The organism is Hymenobacter artigasi (assembly GCF_012275535.1).
Taxonomy (GTDB): Bacteria; Bacteroidota; Bacteroidia; order Cytophagales; family Hymenobacteraceae; genus Hymenobacter; species Hymenobacter artigasi.
Map to the genome: position 1 here is coordinate 339,689 of NZ_JAAVTK010000002.1, position 17,985 is coordinate 357,673.

13 protein-coding genes and 1 tRNA gene are annotated in these 17,985 nt (G+C 62.7%); 6 read left to right on the forward strand and 8 right to left on the reverse strand.

The features are described from left to right. Positions 1–22: 22 nt before the first annotated feature. The 5 genes from HBN54_RS04955 to HBN54_RS04975 form a co-directional block, all read right to left on the reverse strand. Positions 23–955, reverse strand: a complete 933-nt coding sequence (locus HBN54_RS04955; RefSeq protein WP_168672048.1) for a universal stress protein — start codon at positions 953–955, stop codon at positions 23–25. Between the two features lie 81 nt (positions 956–1,036). Further along, positions 1,037–1,858, reverse strand: coding sequence for a universal stress protein (locus tag HBN54_RS04960; protein ID WP_168672049.1), 822 nt, complete (start codon positions 1,856–1,858; stop codon positions 1,037–1,039). Positions 1,859–1,885: 27 nt separating this feature from the next. Continuing rightward, a complete protein-coding gene (locus HBN54_RS04965) occupies positions 1,886–2,086 on the reverse strand; it encodes a hypothetical protein (protein WP_168672050.1) in 201 nt (66 codons plus the stop codon). Then, positions 2,070–2,714 carry a BON domain-containing protein gene (locus HBN54_RS04970; protein ID WP_168672051.1) on the reverse strand — a complete coding sequence of 215 codons (645 nt, stop codon included), beginning with the start codon at positions 2,712–2,714 and terminating at the stop codon, positions 2,070–2,072. Before HBN54_RS04970 ends, HBN54_RS04965 begins: the two co-directional genes overlap by 17 nt. A 456-nt stretch (positions 2,715–3,170) precedes the next feature. Further along, positions 3,171–3,245 (reverse strand) — tRNA-Val (locus HBN54_RS04975). A gap of 188 nt (positions 3,246–3,433) precedes the next feature. On the opposite strand from HBN54_RS04975, the gene HBN54_RS04980 reads away from it, so the two are divergent. The 3 genes from HBN54_RS04980 (at position 3,434) to HBN54_RS04990 (ending at position 6,108) form a co-directional block, all read left to right on the forward strand. Next, on the forward strand, positions 3,434–4,132 hold the full coding sequence (locus HBN54_RS04980) for a porin family protein (RefSeq protein ID WP_168672052.1): 699 nt from the start codon (positions 3,434–3,436) through the stop codon (positions 4,130–4,132). 84 nt (positions 4,133–4,216) lie between these two features. Next, positions 4,217–4,729, forward strand: coding sequence for a DUF6992 family protein (locus tag HBN54_RS04985; protein WP_168672053.1), 513 nt, complete (start codon positions 4,217–4,219; stop codon positions 4,727–4,729). Between the two features lie 212 nt (positions 4,730–4,941). Continuing rightward, positions 4,942–6,108 carry an alpha/beta hydrolase family protein gene (locus HBN54_RS04990; protein ID WP_168672054.1) on the forward strand — a complete coding sequence of 389 codons (1,167 nt, stop codon included), beginning with the start codon at positions 4,942–4,944 and terminating at the stop codon, positions 6,106–6,108. Positions 6,109–6,290: 182 nt separating this feature from the next. Here the strand turns inward: HBN54_RS04990 and HBN54_RS04995 are convergent, their stop codons facing one another. The 3 genes from HBN54_RS04995 to HBN54_RS05005 form a co-directional block, all read right to left on the reverse strand. Beyond that, complete coding sequence (locus tag HBN54_RS04995) at positions 6,291–6,869, reverse strand: type 1 glutamine amidotransferase domain-containing protein (protein ID WP_168672055.1); 579 nt, start codon at positions 6,867–6,869, stop codon at positions 6,291–6,293. A gap of 130 nt (positions 6,870–6,999) precedes the next feature. Continuing rightward, a complete protein-coding gene (locus HBN54_RS05000; protein WP_168672056.1) occupies positions 7,000–7,926 on the reverse strand; it encodes an NAD-dependent epimerase/dehydratase family protein in 927 nt (308 codons plus the stop codon). Between the two features lie 1,029 nt (positions 7,927–8,955). Next, on the reverse strand, positions 8,956–11,319 hold the full coding sequence (locus tag HBN54_RS05005; RefSeq protein WP_168672057.1) for a mechanosensitive ion channel family protein: 2,364 nt from the start codon (positions 11,317–11,319) through the stop codon (positions 8,956–8,958). Between the two features lie 123 nt (positions 11,320–11,442). Between HBN54_RS05005 and HBN54_RS05010 the strand changes: the two genes are divergently transcribed. The 3 genes from HBN54_RS05010 to HBN54_RS05020 all read left to right on the forward strand — a co-directional run bounded on the left by HBN54_RS05010 (position 11,443) and on the right by HBN54_RS05020 (position 17,891). Then, entirely contained in the window at positions 11,443–13,302 is a 1,860-nt protein-coding gene (locus HBN54_RS05010) for a M1 family metallopeptidase (RefSeq protein WP_168672058.1), read from the forward strand. A 132-nt stretch (positions 13,303–13,434) separates the two neighbouring features. Beyond that, complete coding sequence (locus HBN54_RS05015) at positions 13,435–14,547, forward strand: inorganic phosphate transporter (protein WP_168672059.1); 1,113 nt, start codon at positions 13,435–13,437, stop codon at positions 14,545–14,547. Positions 14,548–14,726: 179 nt separating this feature from the next. Beyond that, complete coding sequence (locus tag HBN54_RS05020; RefSeq protein WP_168672060.1) at positions 14,727–17,891, forward strand: TonB-dependent receptor; 3,165 nt, start codon at positions 14,727–14,729, stop codon at positions 17,889–17,891. The last annotated feature ends 94 nt before the right edge of the window (positions 17,892–17,985 follow it).

Here is a 17,985-nt window from a genome sequence, read left to right on the forward strand (position 1 = left end):
TCCCAGTGAGGCCCGCCAACGGTCAGTTGGCGGGAGCCAGGCCGGCAAGCACCGAATTGGTAAGCTGGGCGGCAATCGCGAAGTGGTCCGACTCGGACGCGGACGCGGAAACAGGGGCGGGCGTGGGCGCAACCACCGGCAGCACCAGCACCGGCACGGGGCAATGGGCCAGCAGGCGAGCCGTCACGCTTTCATGAAAAAGCTCGCCGAGGTAGCTGCGCTCGCGGGCCAGCACGACGACCAAATCGGCCTGAGTGTCCTGCACGGCGGCCAGCAGGCCCTCGGCGTAGCTCTCGTGCGTGTAGCCGCGCAGCCCGGGCGTGGGCAGGCCGGTTGTCAGGCCGCTGAGCTGCACGGCGCGCAGGGCGGCACTGCACCCGGCGTCGTCTTCTACCCCGCTCGATACGTGGGCCACGGTGAGTACCGCACCGGGCAGCGCCAGCAGCTGGCGCAGGGGCTGGGCATTGGTTGCCAGGTTGAAGGGCTCCCGGTCGGCGGCGATGAGGATGCGGCGCGGGGGCTGGTCGGCCGGGGCGGTGGGCGGCACCAGCAGCAGCGGGAAGTGGCCGGCCCGCAACAACTCGGCGCAGCCCTGGGCCACGCTGCTATCGGCCGGGTGCGCGGCGGGCTGGCTGAGCACGAACAGGGCCGGGTGGTGCCGGGTGGCCAGGTCGTGGGCTACTTCGGGCAGCAGGTCGGTGGCCACCTCCACGGTGGGCTGGGTGTGTAGCTCCTCGGCCAGCCGGTAAAGGGCGGCGGCGGTATCCGTCTGGCGGTTCAGCTCGTCCTGGTGGTAGCTTTCGGCCATCAGCGCGTAGGGGTCGAACATCGACGCCCGGTTGACGTGCAGCAGCACCAGCGGGCCGTACAGGGCCTGCGCCAGGGTATTGGCGTAGTGCACCGTGTGGCGGGGAGTGGCATAAAAACCGGCAAAAACAACGAGCGTGAGGGCCATGACGGGAGAATGGGAAGGTGAGCGAAAGAGGGGCAGGAGCAACGGTCATGCTCAGCCTGACGTCCGGTTTCAGCTAAAAGCCTAGTCCGCCGCCGGCAGCACCAGCACCGGAATGGCGCTTTCGCGCAGCAGCTGCGCCGTCACGCTGCGGTGGAACAGGCCACCCAGCAGGCTATGCCGACGGGCGATAACCACCAGCATATCGGCCTGCTGCCCGGCTGCCTCCTGCAGAATACCGCCCACAATGGTGTTCTGGTACACCTGGCGCAGGCTGTTTTCGGCCAGCTCGCTCACCAGGTCGTTGGTACGCACCGTGTCGAGCACGGCGGCCGCGCTCGGGGGCGTTGCGCCGTTGTCCGTCACCTGCACCAGGCTGAGGGTACCGTGGGTGGCGTGCAGCAGCTGGTTGAGCACGTCGCGGTATTCGACCAGGCTGAAGGGTTCGCCATCCACGGCCAGCAGCAGGCGGCGGGGCGGGAAGGCATCCCAGCCGGCCGGCGGTATCACCAGCAGCGGGTAGGGCGTGTGGCGCAGCAGGTCCATAGCCGTGGCCGTTACCAGGTCTTCGGGGGTGGGCTCGGCTCCGGCCCGGCCCAGCACCACCAGCAGGGGCGGGCGCTGCCCCACTACTTCCTGCAGGGCTTCGGCCAGCGAGAAGCTCGAAATGTCGACGTCCGTATCCACGGGCTGCGCGGCCGCCAGCTTTTCCAGGGCGTAAGCGGTTTTCAGCTCGCCGTCGGTCGTGTGCCGGCTGGCAAACGCTGCCGGGGCCAGCAGCTCGTCGTGGCGGGCGTGCAGCAGCAGCAGGCTGGCCTTCAGTGGCACGGCCAGCCCGGCGGCATAGGACAACGCCCGGTTGGAAACAGCGAAAAAATCGGTCAGAATAATGATGGAAGGCGTCATGGCAATGAAGAAAAAGAGGTTCAGAAATCAGTGCGAAGGCATTGGGGGCGGGCTGGGGGCACCCTTGGGCCGGGCCGCAGCCGGCACCAGCGGGCCGGGGGCGGCATACAGCCAGTCGTCGGCGGCCATGCAGGCATCGGCTTCCTGCGCGCCCTGCCGGGTGCCGGCGCTGATGGACCACACCGAATCTTCGGCGTAGTGACGGGCGGGGCTAGGCTTCGATTCCATGTTCGACGGGGGTTTGGTGGTTGATGCGTGGGTCGGTATTCAGCACGAGCAGGTGGTTGTTCACCTCGTGGGCACCGGCTTCGTGGGCCTCCTGGGCCACCAGGTTGCGGTCAGGGTTGCGCGGAGCCGAGGCCGATGCCAGCCCGGCCGCCGCGCCCGCCACGGCCAGCTGGTTGTGCACCCCCACCACGCCATTCGCGCCGGCTGCCACATCGCCGGCCCGCTCCAGCTCAAAATGCGTGTCGACCCGGCCCGTGAGCAGGGCCTGCCCGCCGTGCACCTGCACGCCAAATGGCAGGTGGCCCACGTAAGGGTCGCGGCCCAGGGCGGCAACAACGGTCTGGCGAATTTCTTCGTCGGGCACCAGCTGGGCGGGCCGCACCTTGAGCAGGTTGTGCACGTTGGCCACGCCCATCACGTGGCGGGCGTCCTGCTCGGCCCCCTGCCGGATGCACAGGTTGCGCACGGTGCCGGCCAGCGTCACCACCCCATCGAGCACCTGCACCAGCGTTTCGGCCGAGCGCACGCGCGGGTTGAAATGGAGCATGGCGCGCACGGCAGCCACAATGGCAGCATCAGTCACGCGCTCAGTAGCGGCGGGCGGCGTAAGCAATTGAGTGGGTTGCATGGGCGGGCGGGAATTGGAATGAGAAAAGTGCGGGCCGGCCAAAAAATCAGCCTTCCTCAAAGGTCCCTTCGCCTCCCCTCCTTTCCCATGACCAGAATTGTCGCATCGCATGACATGCGTCAGGTAGCGGCCGCCCGCCGGGCTCCGCCCTGCAGGACCGCGCTGCAGCCCACTCCAAGCCAATGGCAGCGGCAGGCAGGAAGTCAGGCCGCCGTTCGCCAAGCCCCGCAGGGCCCATACCCGCTGGGGCCAGAATAATACTTATTCACCTAAATGATAATGCTGTAGCGTATTTCAGGCAGAATACGTCGCGTCTCCTCGCGTGAGCGTCGTTCAACGGGGAGACGCGAAGTGTCGCGGCGCTACATCCTGTACATGGCTCTGGAAACCGCAGTGAGTAAACCGGGGGTTAATCCATAAAAAAACCCTCATTGCGCGGTGCAATGAGGGTTTTCGTGAGGCGTATTGGGCTCGAACCAACGACCTCCACCGTGTCAGGGTGGCGCTCTGAACCAACTGAGCTAACACCCCGGAATTGGCCATGCCCGCAGGCCGCCGCCTCAAAGGTAGTTCCGCGTTGCGGATGAGACTAACCGGGCCCACTTTTTTCTCCCGAACGAGGCCTACAGGCAACCTTATGGTCCCGGCAAAGTATAGTGGCAAACGGGAATAGTAATCTTCCCCGGCCGCTGGCCCATTACCCTCACTTCATTTCACCCATGAAAAAGACTCTCCTACTATTGCTGCTGGCTGTTACTTCGGCTTCTTCTGCGTTTGCCCAGGCGGCTCCCGGCGGCGCTACGTCTTCCAAAGACTACACGGGCGGCAAATCGACCGAATCGGGCAATACCGGTTTTGGTGTGAAAGGCGGCTACAACTTCTCCCGCCCCTACGGCGATGGCATCACCAACGTATCGGCTTACAATGCCTTCCATGCGGGCGTTTATGGTCAGTTCGGGCTCAATAACTTTTCGTCGATTCAGGTGGAATTGCTCTACAATCGCAAGGGCTACAACTCCGACATCAACGTGGTGAATGGCAGCAATGTGAGCCTCGTTAACAAAACCACTCGCCTCGATTACCTTGAACTGCCCATCCTCTACGTGGGCAATGTTACCGATAATTTCAGCTTTCATATTGGTCCGCAGATTTCGCTGCTCACCAAGGCCAAGCAGGGCGATGAGGACTTGGGCCTGGCGGCCAGAGGCTTCAACACGGTGGATTTCGGCGGCATCGGCGGATTGGAGTACCGCGTAGGCCCCGCACGCCTTGGCGCTCGCTACGACCTGTCTTTTGGCAAAATATTCGATACCAGCAAGCAGTACCCCAGCGCCAATGGTGGTACTTCCACGGTTACCCTGCCCTCGGTGCACAACCAGGTTGTGCAGCTATATGTAGCCATTGGCCTGCGTCAATAAGCGCACCGCTTAGCATTTTTGTTAAGAAAGGAAGCCCCACCAGGGCTTCCTTTTTTCTTTCCCCTTACCGCCCATTCCGTTACCATGCCCGCCTCCCCCGCTGCCGTCGATATTGCCAGCCTGTTTATGACGCGCGAGCTGCTGCTGGGCCGGGGCCTGGCCGTGCTGGCGGCGTGGGTACTGCTCAACCTGGTGGGCAGCGGCTACTACCTGGCCCACAGCGACCGGCGGCACGAATCGTTCTACTTCCACGGCATGAACGTGGGCTGGGGCCTGGTGAATGCCGGGCTGGCCGCGTGGGGCATTCTGCAGCTGCACTTTGTGGCACCGGCCGGGCTGGTGCCCGCCGAGCTGCTGCAATCGCAGCTGTTCAACGAGAACTTGTTTTTGCTAAATGCCGGGCTCGACGTGGCCTATATCATGACCGGCTACTACCTGCGGGCGCGGGCCCTGGTGCCGGGGCAGGCGCTTCCCGTGCGGCTGCTGGGCTTTGGCCGCTCGCTGTGGGTGCAGGGTGGATTTCTGCTGGTGTTTGATGCTACCATGTGGAGCCTGCTGCACTGGCTGGGGCGCGACTGGTTTCGGCTGCTGGGATGACAGGTATTTTATCCCAGATTGGGATTATCGGCCCATTATGAGAATAGCCGGTTTCCGTTCGCGCAGCAAATGGCACCATAAGGCGACGAAACAGACCGGTTCAACGGGAAACCAATCCGTTGAGAATACGGGTGGTAGAGCTTTGCGTAGCTCTGTCACCACCGCCCACGCCCCGAGTATTCCGGGGAAGGCTGGTTTTCAGCCTCCCTCTTATGCGCTCTTTCCGCCCTGTTCTCGCCGCTTTTTGCCTGCTGCTGACGTTTGATGCGCCGGCCAACACCCTCGACCGGGTAGAGGCGGTGGTGCTCTCGTCGCCGGCCGGGGGCATGCGCCTCAACGGGGTGCTACGGCTGCCCACCGGCCCCGGGCCTTTTCCGGCGGCGGTGCTGCTGGCCGAGCACAAGGCCGGTACCCTGGCCCCCACCCCGGCCGACAAGCAGCTGCTGACCAACCTGGCCGACTACCTCGTGAGCAAGGGCATGGTGGTGCTGCGCCTGGAAGAGCGCGGCCCCGACAACGGCCCCGCTACGCCCGGCACGCTGGCCGAACGCTCGGCCGATGCCCTGGCGGCCCTGAACTACCTGCGCACCCGGCCCCAGGTCGATGTAACGCGGCTCGGCCTTATCGGCCACGGCGAGGGTGGCAACGTGGCCCTGCTGGCCAGCGCGCAGCTGCTGGCGCCCACGTTTGTGGTAACGCTGGCAGCGGCGGGCTTGCCCGGCCGCGAGCTGCTGGCCACCCAGCCCACCATGTACGGCAAGGTGCTCGGCAACGATTCGACCGATGCGCAACGCCAGCACAAGTACCGCCTCGACCAGGTGGCTGCCGAGCAGGAAGCCGCCAAAATGCGCGCCCACGGCTCTAACAGCGCCCAGGTGCAAACCTACCTCGACCAGCAGCGCCTGCGCCAGAAAATGGCCATGCGCCGCGACGAGGAAACCCTGGTGAAGCACCAGCGCGCCATGCTGGAAATAGTGCGCCAAACGCCCGACAACGCGCAGGCCCAGGCCATTCTCAGCAACATGCTGCGCCAGCGCTACCCCAACATTGCGCCGGAGGATGTGCAGACCAGCGTGCAAACCCTGACCACGCCCGCCTACCGCAACTATCTGGCCTTCGACCCCCTGCCCACGCTGCCCAAGGTGCAGTGCCCCGTGCTGCTGCTGCAGGGCGAAGACGATGCCGAGGTGAATGCCACAGTTAATCTGGCCCTCCTCAAAAAAGGCCTCCGCAGCAATGCCCGCGTAACCGAGCTGCACGTACCCGGCCTCAACCACGCCTTGCAGCTGAGCAAAGTGGAAGCCGATGGGATGTCGCCCGCGCCCATCTCGCCCGATGCCCAGGCCAGTATCTACACCTGGATTATGAGCCAGAAATAGCCCTGACCTTCTGCACCTTGCGCGTCCGTAACAAGCAAAGAGGCCCGGCAACCTAAGTTGCCGGGCCTCTTTGCTTGACGTCACCCCTATCCTACGCGGACGTAGAGCCGGAAGATGAAGCGAATAAATAAGATGCAGGTGGCTTAGCACTAGGCAGCTACTTATTGGCAGTCAGGCGGGTGCTAGTTATGCCCGCCGTGCTGGGGCTCCAGCATTTCTTCCACAATCTTCTTGTTGAAGGCCGGAATGTCCTCCGGCTTGCGGCTGGTGATGAGGCCGTGGTCGGTCACCACTTCCGAGTCTTCCCAATGCGCGCCGGCATTGCGCAGGTCGGTTTGCAGGCTGGGCCAGCTGGTCATGCGCTTGCCGCGCACTACATCGGCCTCAATCAGCGTCCAGGGGCCGTGGCAAATGGCGGCTACTACCTTGCCGGAGCCGGCAAATTCCTTCACGAAAGCCACCACGTCTTTATTGGTACGCAGAATGTCGGGGTTCATTTGGCCGCCCGGCAGCACCAGGGCGTCGTAGTCGGCCGGCTTGGCATCGGTGATTACTTTATCGACATCGACCTTGCTGCCCCAGTCCTTTTTGGGGCCGTCCCAGCCCTTGATGGAGCCGCTTTTGAGGGAAATGACGTGGGTTTCGGCGCCCTCGCCTTCGAGGTATTTCTTGGGGTCGTCGAGCTCGGCCTGCTCGAAGCCGTCGGTGGCAATGATGGCAATTTTCTTGCCCTTGAGTTTGTCGCTGCTGAAGATGCTCATAGTATTTTGGGAAGCTGGAAGTGTGTGGCCGGAAGAATGCCCGGCTATCTGGGTTTACGCCCAAAAAAGCCGCAGGTTGGATAAAATTCGGGCATTAATACTTTCAAGCGGCAGTATTAGCCCGTTCCCCCTAAACCTGCTTTTTCTTCGCCGGGGCCTTGGCTTTCGCCTCGCGCCAGCTGTATTCGGGCTCGTAGCCCAGTTCGCGGCGGGCTTTTTCGATGGAGAGCAGCGTTTCGTGCTGGCCCAGCTTTTTGCGCACTTCCACGCCGGGAAACACCTCGGCCATGAGGTCGGTCGAGGATTTCGACATCACGGTATCGGCGTTGGCAATGATGAAGGCGTGCATGCCGGTGGCCTGCCACTCCACGGCTTTGCGGATGGCCTGGGCACCGTCGCGAGCGTCGATATAGGCCCACATGTTCCATTTGCGCTCCTGGGGGTCATCGTTGTAGCCGGGGAATTTGGCGTAGTCGGCGGGCTCCATCACGTTGCTGAAGCGCAGGCCCACAAGCTTCATATCGGGCGTTTGGTAGCAGAACAGGCGGGCCATGTCCTCCATCAGCACCTTGGCCAAGGCGTAGGCGCTTTTGGCGCGCAGCGGGTAATCCTCATCAACGGGCGCGTAGGGGGCCTTTTCGTCGAAGGGCTCGCCCAGCGTAGTTTCGCTGCTGGCCCAGATAACGTTGCGGATGCCCAGCCGCCGTGCCGCCTCGAACACGTTGTAGGTGCTCATGATGTTGTTCTGGAAGATGTGGGCATCGGGGGCGATGCGCGGCGTGGGGATGGCCGCCAGGTGCACCACGGCATCGAACGCCTGCGGAGCCACACCCGCATAAATGTGGTGGCCTACCGATGAGAGGGCATCCAGCGTCTGGCCGAAATCGGCGAGGTCGGCCACCATGTGGGGCACGTTTTCGCCGGCCGGCACGGTATCGACCACGAACACGTCGTAGCCATGGGCCTGCAAATCGGCTACGCAGACTTTGCCCAGCTTGCCGGTGCCACCGGTGACGAGCACGCGCGGCTTGGTGGTTTTATTATTAGGGGTTTTCATTAGAATAAGGATAGATGGTAGGCCGCTATACGGGAGTTGAGGCGGGAATGTGGGCCGGAGCCCGTGAGAAATCTGACGCCCGGCCGCCCGGCGAAGCGGCTTCGGCTTCTGGCCCCAGTTCCTCGACTGCCCCGACAGCTACCGCCCCTTAAACGTGTACGCCGCCCACGGCTACGGCCCCATGCTGCTGGCCGGCGCCGAAATCACCCAGCTGCTCAAGCAACACCCGTATGGCATCAACGACACCTCCGTACAGATTGTGAAGTAGACTGGGCGGGGTATCAAAAAGGAAAGTTTACCGCGAAACCGATTCCGTCTGCATCATTCTTTCTAGCAATGAGCTAATTGGGCGATTAACTAAGTAGTCATTCAATCCTGCTGGGCCCGCTCCGGCTGAACTAGTGACGAATACCAAATTGGTTATGGGGTTGTTGTAAACGTTTGCATAAAGCACTGTTCCATCTTTCATGTCAATAGTCAGCCTTACACGCCACGGCCCGGATGGCTTTCCTTGGAAGGGATAGTATTGCACCGACTGCTGTAGCGTACTGATTACCGACCGAACTTCCCCTGAATCGGTGACTATCCGCGTTTGAATGAATCGTGCTGCCACTAGCTCGTCCGAAGTCATTTCTGGTGTGGCAAGGCAGATGCTTTTGACTGCTGAAGGTCGGAGTTTGGCAGTCAATTGAGCCGCATCCTGTGCTCGTGTTGTGTCACTCATGCTACGCAACCCTAGAAACCCTCCCACCACAACCACTACACCAGCCAGTAGCATTACATTGAGCGTTTTGTTAGAGAAAGACATTATCGGATTGGATATTAAGAATGACACAAGCTAGATAGAAAGTATCTAACCAGCCCCAAATGCAATCAACTACTTGTCGAAATTTATCCATTGCCATGAAAAAGCTTCTCCTGTCTCTTTTGCTCCTGCCGGCCCGGCTTCCCGCGCAGACTGCAGTGGCGGCGGCCTAGCCCCTCAACCTCTTTGCCCTGAGCAACCACAACAGCACGTTTCCCCAACCACTAGCTTAGCAGCAAACCCTGCGCGGTAAACCGCCGGTAAATCCCCGCCAGAATCTCGCTTTTCGTGAGCTGCTCCTGCCGGATATTGGTGACCCAGAACAGGACTTTCAACTCGTAGACCTGCCCGTTGATGCTGCTGAGCAGGATTTCGGGCGGCAGGCTGTGCATGGTGTAGGGACTGGTTTTGATTTCCTCCTGAATGAGCTCGCGGGCGGTTTGCAGGTCGGTTTGCAGGTCGATGCCGGGGGCCAGGCGCAGCACCAAATCCACCCGAACGTGGTCGTTGGTGCGCGTCCAGTTAATGACATGGTTGGAGAGCAAATCGCCGTTGGGCACGATGATTTCGGAGCCCGTCACCGACAGCAGCTTGCTGGAGCGGATGCCGATGTCCTGCACCCGGCCCGATTTACCGGCCACCTCAATGAAGTCGCCGACGTGAAAAGGCCGCTCAAAAATCAGGATAATGCCCGACACCAGGTTGTTCACAATGCTTTGCAGGCCCAGCCCGATGCCCACGCTGAGCGCCCCAAACACGATGGCGATTTTGCTGAGCGGCAGGCCCGTGGCGGCCGTGGCCAGCGCGAAGCCCACCACCAGCAGCAGCAGCCGCAGCGCCACCAGCCACGAGCCCCGGTGCCGGGCCTCGGCGCTGTCGTCCTCGCCCACATCGCCAAAAAAGTAGCCGATGTACTGCTGCAATTGCGCCGAAACGAACAGAATGAAGAAAAACAACAGAATATTGCCCAGCGTGAACACCGTGCTGCCCAGCGTGTGCGGAGCCGTGAGGACCTGCTCCAGCCCCGCGTAGAGCGTGGAATACGCGTTGAGATTGGAGGTGAATACCAGTATCCACAGGGCCGCCGCCACGCCCGTTAGCAGGCGCAGCAGGTGCTTCTCAATCTGGGCGAAATCGAAGCTGGCGGCGCGCCCCTCGCCCGAGCGGCTGCCCAGAATCTGCAGGTGAAAGGCCTCGGTGAACAGCTCGACGAACACCGCCAGCCCGATGCCCTGCGTGAGCCCGAAAATGGCCGCCGTGCTGAACAGCTTGGCCAGGCTCAGCCGCCCAAACACGTTGCCCACCACCGCCAGCAGGTTCAACCCAATAAACAGCCACGTCACCGGAATCAGGAAGCGCAGCAGGGCCATGGTTTCGCGCAGCCGCCACAGCAGCAGCACGCCCAGCCCGGCGGCCAGCACGTTCAGCACCAGCAGTCCCCAGCGCGCGCCCAGCCCGGTAGCCGCGTTGGCATTCGTAATGGTGAGCACCACCACAAACGCCACCAGCACCAGCCAGTACCGAAACAGGGGCCGCGCCCAGCTGCGGGCAAATACCGCCGTGAGGGCCACCAGCAGCAGTGCCTGCAGCAGCGCCAGGTATACGGGCGGCGGGTGCAGCTCCAGGGCCGGAGCCAGGCTGAACACCACCACCCCGGTGGCCGCCAGCGGCCCCGGCCGCAGGTAGCGAAAATCCTCTTCCAGGTCCAGCGTGCGGGCTTTCACGCGCCGGTAGTTGTAGCCCACCCAGCCGTAGAACACCAGCCCGATGAGCAGCATGAACGCCCAGTTATCCCAGTTGTTGGCGAAGTAGAAGTTGATGATTTCACGCCGGTCGGCGGCGGCGTGGTCGGCATCGGCATCGGCGGCCACCGGCACGGCCCGCGCGGCCCACAGCGGCGGGTAGGCCGCCCGCATGGTGGTGCGGCCGAAGCGGCGCATCTGGTCGCCCACCTCGTCCTGCAGCTCCAGGGTCTGAATGTAGCTGGCGGCCACCTGCGTCTGCAGCTGCCGGGTGCGGGCGAACCGCTTGGCCAGCAGCCCGCCAATGCGCTGCTGCCGCGTTTGCAGAGCCGAGTCGGCGTGGGCCAGCGCCCGGGCGGCGGCATCGGTCGCCGCTTCCCGGATAGGCGGAGGCGCCAGCCCGGCCAGCCGCCCCTGCATGCCTTCGAGGGCCTCGTGGGCCCCGCCCAGGGCCGTGCGCCACTCCGCCAGCTGCTCCTGAATATTAACGAGCATGAGCTGGCACATCTGCAGCTGCTTGATGTCGACGACCTGCCCGGTTACTTCCACGCTGTGCCGGATAGCGTGCAGGTTTTCGTCGATATCGGGCAGCTCCTCGGCCACCTCGCGCGAGTCGAACACGTTGCGCACCTGGCCCGAAATGCTGCTCAGCGTGGTATAGGCCACTTCGAGGCGGTGGGCGTCGTCGTGGGTCACGGTATCGGGCGCGGCGGGGCGGGCGCGACCGGGCACGGGCTGGGCCGATGCGCTGGCGGCCACCAGACTGGCCAGCAGCAGCAGGGCCAGCCGGCGGAGCAAGCCGGCCAGGCCAGAACAGCTAGCTGATGGGTAATTCTGAATTGGCATGAGGAAACTTTAGTCCGGAAAAGTACGCGCAAACCCGGCAGCCGCCTTGCGTTGCATGTCGTCCCGGCAGCGTTCACGCTACATCTTTGCAACGCGCCTCTGCTCACCCCGTCTGTCTCCACAATGAAATTAGCCCGACTACTGCCCCTGCTGCTGCTCGCCGGCCTCGCCCGGCCCGCCACCGCGCAAACGACGCCGCTGTACCAACCCCGCGACATCAAAGCCGCCTTCGCCAAAGGCACCCGCAGCCCCGACGGCCGCCCCGGCCCCAACTACTGGCAGAACCGCGCCCGCTACGATATCACGGTGCAGGCCGCGCCGCCCGCCCGCGACATTCGCGGCCGCGAAACCATCACCTACTTCAACAACAGCCCCGACACGCTGAAGCAAGTGGTGCTGCGCCTCATCATGAACATTCACCGGCCCGGCGTGTCGCGCGACGGCGACGCCTCGCCCGACTACCTCACCACCGGGCTGGTGATTGATACCTTCCGAGTAGCGGGCCAGACCCGGCCCCTGCCGGCTACCGGCACCATTGCGGGCGTGCGCCTGCCCAAAGCCCTGGCCCCGCACGACTCGGTGAAGTTCGCCGTGGCCTGGCACTTTCCCGTTTCGGTGGAAAGCGGCCGCGAGGGCATGATTGACCCCACCACCTTCTTCCTGGCCTACTTCTACCCCCGCGTGGCGGTGTACGACGACTACGCCGGCTGGGACCGCCTGCCCTTCGTCGACAGCAAGGAGTTCTACAACGATTTCAACGACTATACCCTGCGCGTGCAGGTACCGGACAACTACCTGGTGTGGGCCACCGGCACCCTGCAAAACCCCAAACAGGTGCTGCAGCCAGCGGCCGCCAAGCTCCTGGCGAAGTCGATGACCAGCGACGCCGTGCTGCACATTGCCACCGCCGCCGATTTGGCCAAGAAAAACATCACCGCCCAGCAGCCGATTAACACCTGGGTCTGGACTGCGAAGGACATCTCGGACGTGACCTTCGGCTTGAGCGACCATTACGTGTGGGACGCCGCCAGCGTCATCGTCGATGCCAAGGCCAAGCGCCGCGCCAGCGTGCAGGCCGCCTATGCCGATTCGACGGTCGATTTCCGGCAGTCGGTGAAGAATGCGCAGTACGCGCTGGGCTGGTTCTCGAACCCCGCCAACTGGCCCGGCGTGGCCTACCCCTTCCCCAAAATGACGGCTTTCCAGGGCTTCGCCGACATGGAATACCCGATGATGGTGAACGACAGCCCGCAGAAGGACCCCAAGTTCGCGCAGTTCGTGCAGGACCACGAAATCGCGCACACCTACTTCCCCTTCTACATGGGCATCAACGAAAGCCGCTACGCCTACATGGACGAGGGCTGGGCCACCACGTTCGAACTGCTCATCGGCCGCACCGAAAACGGGGTGGAAGCCGCCGACAAGCTCTACAAGCAGTTTCGTGTGAACCGCTGGATTCACGATGCCGCCACGGCCCAGGACCTGCCCATCATCACACCCAGCAGCGAGCTAAAGGCCGGCTACGGCAACAACGCCTACGGCAAGCCTTCCCTCAGCTATTTGGCATTGAAGGACATGCTCGGCGATGCGCTCTTCAAAAAAGCCCTGCACGAATACATGGACCGCTGGCACGGCAAGCACCCCATTCCGTGGGACTACTTCAACTCGATGAGCAGCGCCAGCGGCCAGGATTTGAGCTGGTTTTTCAACAACTGGTTTTTCACTAATAATTACATCGACCTGGCCGTGACGGCCAGCGGCAGCACCGTCACCGTCCAGAATATCGGCGGCTTCGCGGTGCCTTTCGATGTGAACGTGGAGTACACTGATGGCACCAAAGAAACCCTGCACCAGTCGCCCGCCGTGTGGCAGGCCAACCAGAAGCAAGCCACCATCACGGTGAAAAAGCCAGTGAAATCGGTGAAGCTCGACGGTGGGATTTTCATGGATGCCAACGAGAAGGACAACTCGTTTGGGGCATAAGGGCTCAGGAAGTAGATAACATTTCGGTAACACTTCCAAACCAACGGCCCCGCAAACGCCGTAGTTTGCCTTGCAATTCCCGTTCGCGCGTGGCGCGAGCGGGAATTTTTGCATCTATCCTTTTCTGCTTCTATGCTGCTAATTCTCCTATTCCTGGCGGTACTGCTGCTGACGTATTCCAACGGCGCCAACGATAACTTCAAGGGCGTGGCCACGCTCTGGGGCAGCGGTACGCTGGCCTACCGCCCGGCGCTGGTGCTGGCCACGGTGGCCACGTTTGCCGGCTCGGTGTGCTCGTATTTCTTTGCTGAGGAGCTGATTAAGAACTTTTCGGGCAAGGGGTTGGTGCCCGATGAAATCATCGGGTCGGTGGCGTTTGTGCTGGCGGTGGCGCTGGGCGCGGCCCTCACCGTGCTGCTGGCCACACGCTACGGCTTCCCGGTTTCGACCACCCACGGGCTGGTGGGCGCGCTGGTGGGCGCGGGGCTGGTGGCAGTAGGCCCAGCGGTGAATTTCGCCAAGCTGGGCAGCACGTTTTTCCTGCCGCTGGTGGCCGGGCCGGTGCTGGCCGTGGGCCTGGGCAGCCTGGTGTACGTGCTGTTCCGGCAGGGCCGGCGGGCGGCGGGCATCACCGAAGAAAGCTGCGTGTGCGTGGGCGAAACCTGGGTGCCGGTAGCCAGCGCGCCCACGGCCGCCTTCACGGCGCTGCCCACGCTGCAAGGCCACGTAGCCACTCCCGCCGAGTGCCAGAACCTCTACCAGGGCCGGTTTCTGGGCCTCGATTTCCAACCCCTAATCAACGGCCTGCACTACGCCAGCGCGGCGGCCATGAGCTTCGCCCGCGGCCTCAACGACACGCCCAAGCTGCTGGGCCTGCTGCTGGTGTGCAAGTTTTTCCAGATGCCCGTGAACGTGCTCATCCTGGCCGTGGCCATGGCCATCGGCGGCTGGCTGAACGCCCGCAAGGTGGCCGACACCATGAGCAAGAAGATTTCCAAACTCAACCACGGCCAGGGTTTCACCGCCAACCTGGTGACCAGCGCGCTGGTGATTTTCGCCAGTAAGCTGGGCCTGCCGGTATCTACCACCCATGTGTCGGTGGGCAGCATCTACGGCATCGGGCTGGTGAACGGCACGGCTAACTCGAAGGAAATCGCCAAAATCGGCCTGTCGTGGCTGCTCACGCTGCCGGTGGCGGCGCTGCTGAGCGCGGGGGTTTATGCGGTGATTAGGGCTTTTGGCTGATAATGAACGTCGGGCTGGCTGGCGCGCGTCTGCGACGCGTGCCGGCTGGGTTCGAGCCTGTGGCTCGGGCACTGAACAATAGTTGAACAACAATTATCCCAATTACTCCAGTCCCGAGCCACAGGCTTGAACCCAGTCGGCACGCGTCGCAGACGCGCGCCAGCCATTACTTCTCAATCGTGAAACACCTCTTCCTTTTCCTCCTCCTTGTCCTCCCGCTCCTCACCCGCGCTCAGGTCACGACCAGCGTATTTGAGGGCACTGTTACCACCGCTAAAGGCGAGGGCATTCCCGGGGCCACGGTGGTGCTTACGCACGAGCCCACGGGCACCCGCAGCGGCACGCAGTCGGAACCCGACGGTAAGTTTTTGCTGAACAACCTGAAGCCCGGCGGGCCCTACACCGTGCAGGTAACCTACGTGGGGTACACCGGTCAAAGTCGCGAGGGCCTGACCCTGAGCCTGGGCAAGGTGACGCGCCAGACGTTTGCACTGGTGGAAGCGGCTACGGAGCTGGGCGAAGTAGCCGTGACCGGCCGCAAGGGCGACCCCTTCGCCGCCGACAAAAACGGGCAGAGCTACCACCTCAGCCGCGAGGCCATCCAGGGCGTGCCCACGGTGAACCGCAGCCTGAGCGACCTCACGAAGCTGATGCCGCAAGGCAACAAGAACTCGTTTGGCGGCACCAACTACCGCTTCAATAACCTGAGCATTGACGGCATGGCGACCAACGACGTGCTGGGCTTCCAGGAGCCGGCGAGCGGGGCGGGCGGCACGGTGGCCTCGGGCACGCCGGGGGCGCTGGCGGGCACCCAGCCCATTTCCATCGATGCCATTGATGAGATGCAGGTGGTGATTTCGCCCTTCAACGTGACGCTGGGCAACTTCACGGGCGCCAACATCAACGCCGTGACCAAGAGCGGCACCAACCGCCTAGCCGGTACCGTGTACAGCTTCGCCCGCAACCAGCTCATTACCGGCCGCAGCGTGGATGCCGAGCACAAGCCGATTGAGAATTACTATGACATTCAGTCGGGCGCGAGCCTGGGCGGAGCCATCATCAAAAACCGCCTGTTTTACTTCGCCAACTACGAAAACCAACGCCGCGAAGAGCCCGTGCTCTTTGCCCCCGGCGAGCCCGGCGCCATCGTGCCCATCGAGGTAGCGAAGCAAATCAGCGACAAGCTGAAAAACCAGTACGGCTACGACCCCGGCACTTACGGCGCGGCCAACGTGCAGCGCAACAGCGACAAGTTTCTGCTGCGCCTCGACTACAACATCTCGGACAAGCACCGCCTGAGCCTGCGCGACAACTTCGTGGTGGGCCACGCCGACAACCTCGAACGCTCGGCCAACATCCTCAACTTCGGCAACCAGGGTTTCCGGCACAACAGCCGCACCAACAGCCTGGTGGCCGAGCTGAAAAGCACCTTCAACAACCACGTTTCGAACCAGCTGATTGCGGGCCTGAACACCGTGACCGAGAGCCGCACCTACGACGGCCGCATCTTCCCGCACCTCGAAATCAACTACAACACGTCGACCTCGATTTTTGCCGGTACCTACCGCGAGGCCGCCGTGTACGGCTCGGGCCTGAGCACCACGCAAATCACCGATAACCTGACGATTTTCCGGAACCGCCACACCATCACGCTGGGCACCAGCAACGAGTTGAACAGCATCAAGTACCGCTTCCTGACGGCTTTTAACGGCCGCTGGCAGTACTCGTCGGTCGATGCCTTTTTGCAGGACAAGCCCAACCGGGTGCGCGGCGTGTACAACATCCAGAACAACGACCCCGACTACAACCGCAGTATCCCCTCGGCCGATTTCCGGGCCTTCCTGCTGAGCGCCTACGCCCAAGACGACTACCAGGTAAGCAACCGCCTGAGTGTGCAGGTGGGCCTGCGCGTGGACATGCAGCTGCACCCCGACAAGGTGCCCACTAACCCCGAAGTGGCCCGTGACGCGGCTTTCAATCAGTACCAGAACAAGTTTGGCGGCGTGCCGCAGTTCAACCCCCGCGCCGCGTTCAACCTCACCCTCAACGAGGCCAACACCGTGCAGCTGCGCGGCGGCACGGGCCTGTTCACGGGCCGCATCCCGTTTGTGTGGTACGCCTACGCGCACTACGTGTCGGGCGACCCTTACCACAACATTGACTACAAGCCGGCCAGCGGCGCGGTGCTGCCCATTGCTGAGAACCTGGCTAACCTGCAGAGCCTGCAGCCCGGCCTGGCCGAAATCAACCTGATTGACAACGACTTCAAGCTGCCCCGCGACTGGAAGTCGTCGCTGGCCGTGGACGTGAAATTGCCCTGGGAGATGAGCTTCACGGCCGAAGGGCTGGTGTCGAAAGTGGTGTCGGGGGTATTGTTTCAGTCCCTGAATTTCAAGGATAACAAGGCCACTTTCGCGGGGGCTGATAACCGGCCGTACTACACCACCACGGGCAACGCGGCCAAGATTGACCCGAATTTCACCAACGTATTCGTGATGACGAACACGAGCAAGGGCTACAACTACAACGCCACGTTCACGCTGGCCAAGCGCATCCCCAACCGCCTCGACGCCTCACTGGGCTACAGCTACGGCGTGAGCCGCGACGTGGTGAACGGCGTGCGCGTGTCGCCGGCCGCCAACTATGAGTGGAACCAGTCGCTGGTGGCCAACGACCCCGCCCTGGCCTACTCCAACTTCGACTTGCGCCACAAATTCATCGGCAACCTGGCCTACACCGTGCCGGTGAAGGACAAGTTCAGCCTGAGCGCCAACCTGATTTACATTGCCCGCTCGGGCAGCCCCTTCTCCTTCGTGTACGAGGGCGACGTGAACCGCGACGGCTCGGCCAAAAACGACCTCGTGTTCGTACCCGCCGATGCCTCGCAAATCCAGCTGGCCGACATCACCAACGCTCAGGGCACGGTGCTGGTATCGGCCCAGCAGCAGTACGCGCAGCTCGACCAGTACATCGCCAACGACGCCTACCTCTCAACGCGCCGCGGCACCTACGCCGAGCGCAACGCCGCCCGCACCCCCTGGACCCAGCAGCTCGACCTGCGCCTCATCGCCAAAGTGCCCCTCACCAAAACCGGCTCGCAGCGCCTCGAAGTGTCATTCGATTTCATCAACCTCGGCAACCTCCTCAACCGCGAATGGGGCCTGCAATACTTCGTGCCCAACCTCAACAACTCGGGCTACGCCCTGATGGATTTCGTGAAAATCGACGCGGTGAAAAACCAGCCGGTGTTCCAGTTCCGCAACCCCACCAGCACGCCCTGGCAGACGGACCCCATCAACTCGCGCTGGCAGGGACAGGTGGGCGTTCGGTATGTGTTTAACTAATCTGCACGCGGGTCACCTCACCCCCTGACCCCCTCTCCCGTGGAGAGGGGGAACCGGTTCGGCTCCTGACATTTCATTTACCCGAAAAGCACAA

Bases quoted from the DNA above. Each gene is read 5' to 3' on its own strand.
- HBN54_RS04955 (WP_168672048.1), bottom strand. From the start codon at position 955: ATGGCCCTCACGCTCGTTGTTTTTGCCGGTTTTTATGCCACTCCCCGC.
- HBN54_RS04960 (WP_168672049.1), bottom strand. From the start codon at position 1,858: ATGACGCCTTCCATCATTATTCTGACCGATTTTTTCGCTGTTTCCAAC.
- HBN54_RS04965 (WP_168672050.1), bottom strand. From the start codon at position 2,086: ATGGAATCGAAGCCTAGCCCCGCCCGTCACTACGCCGAAGATTCGGTG.
- HBN54_RS04970 (WP_168672051.1), bottom strand. From the start codon at position 2,714: ATGCAACCCACTCAATTGCTTACGCCGCCCGCCGCTACTGAGCGCGTG.
- HBN54_RS04980 (WP_168672052.1), top strand. From the start codon at position 3,434: ATGAAAAAGACTCTCCTACTATTGCTGCTGGCTGTTACTTCGGCTTCT.
- HBN54_RS04985 (WP_168672053.1), top strand. From the start codon at position 4,217: ATGCCCGCCTCCCCCGCTGCCGTCGATATTGCCAGCCTGTTTATGACG.
- HBN54_RS04990 (WP_168672054.1), top strand. From the start codon at position 4,942: ATGCGCTCTTTCCGCCCTGTTCTCGCCGCTTTTTGCCTGCTGCTGACG.
- HBN54_RS04995 (WP_168672055.1), bottom strand. From the start codon at position 6,869: ATGAGCATCTTCAGCAGCGACAAACTCAAGGGCAAGAAAATTGCCATC.
- HBN54_RS05000 (WP_168672056.1), bottom strand. From the start codon at position 7,926: ATGAAAACCCCTAATAATAAAACCACCAAGCCGCGCGTGCTCGTCACC.
- HBN54_RS05005 (WP_168672057.1), bottom strand. From the start codon at position 11,319: ATGCCAATTCAGAATTACCCATCAGCTAGCTGTTCTGGCCTGGCCGGC.
- HBN54_RS05010 (WP_168672058.1), top strand. From the start codon at position 11,443: ATGAAATTAGCCCGACTACTGCCCCTGCTGCTGCTCGCCGGCCTCGCC.
- HBN54_RS05015 (WP_168672059.1), top strand. From the start codon at position 13,435: ATGCTGCTAATTCTCCTATTCCTGGCGGTACTGCTGCTGACGTATTCC.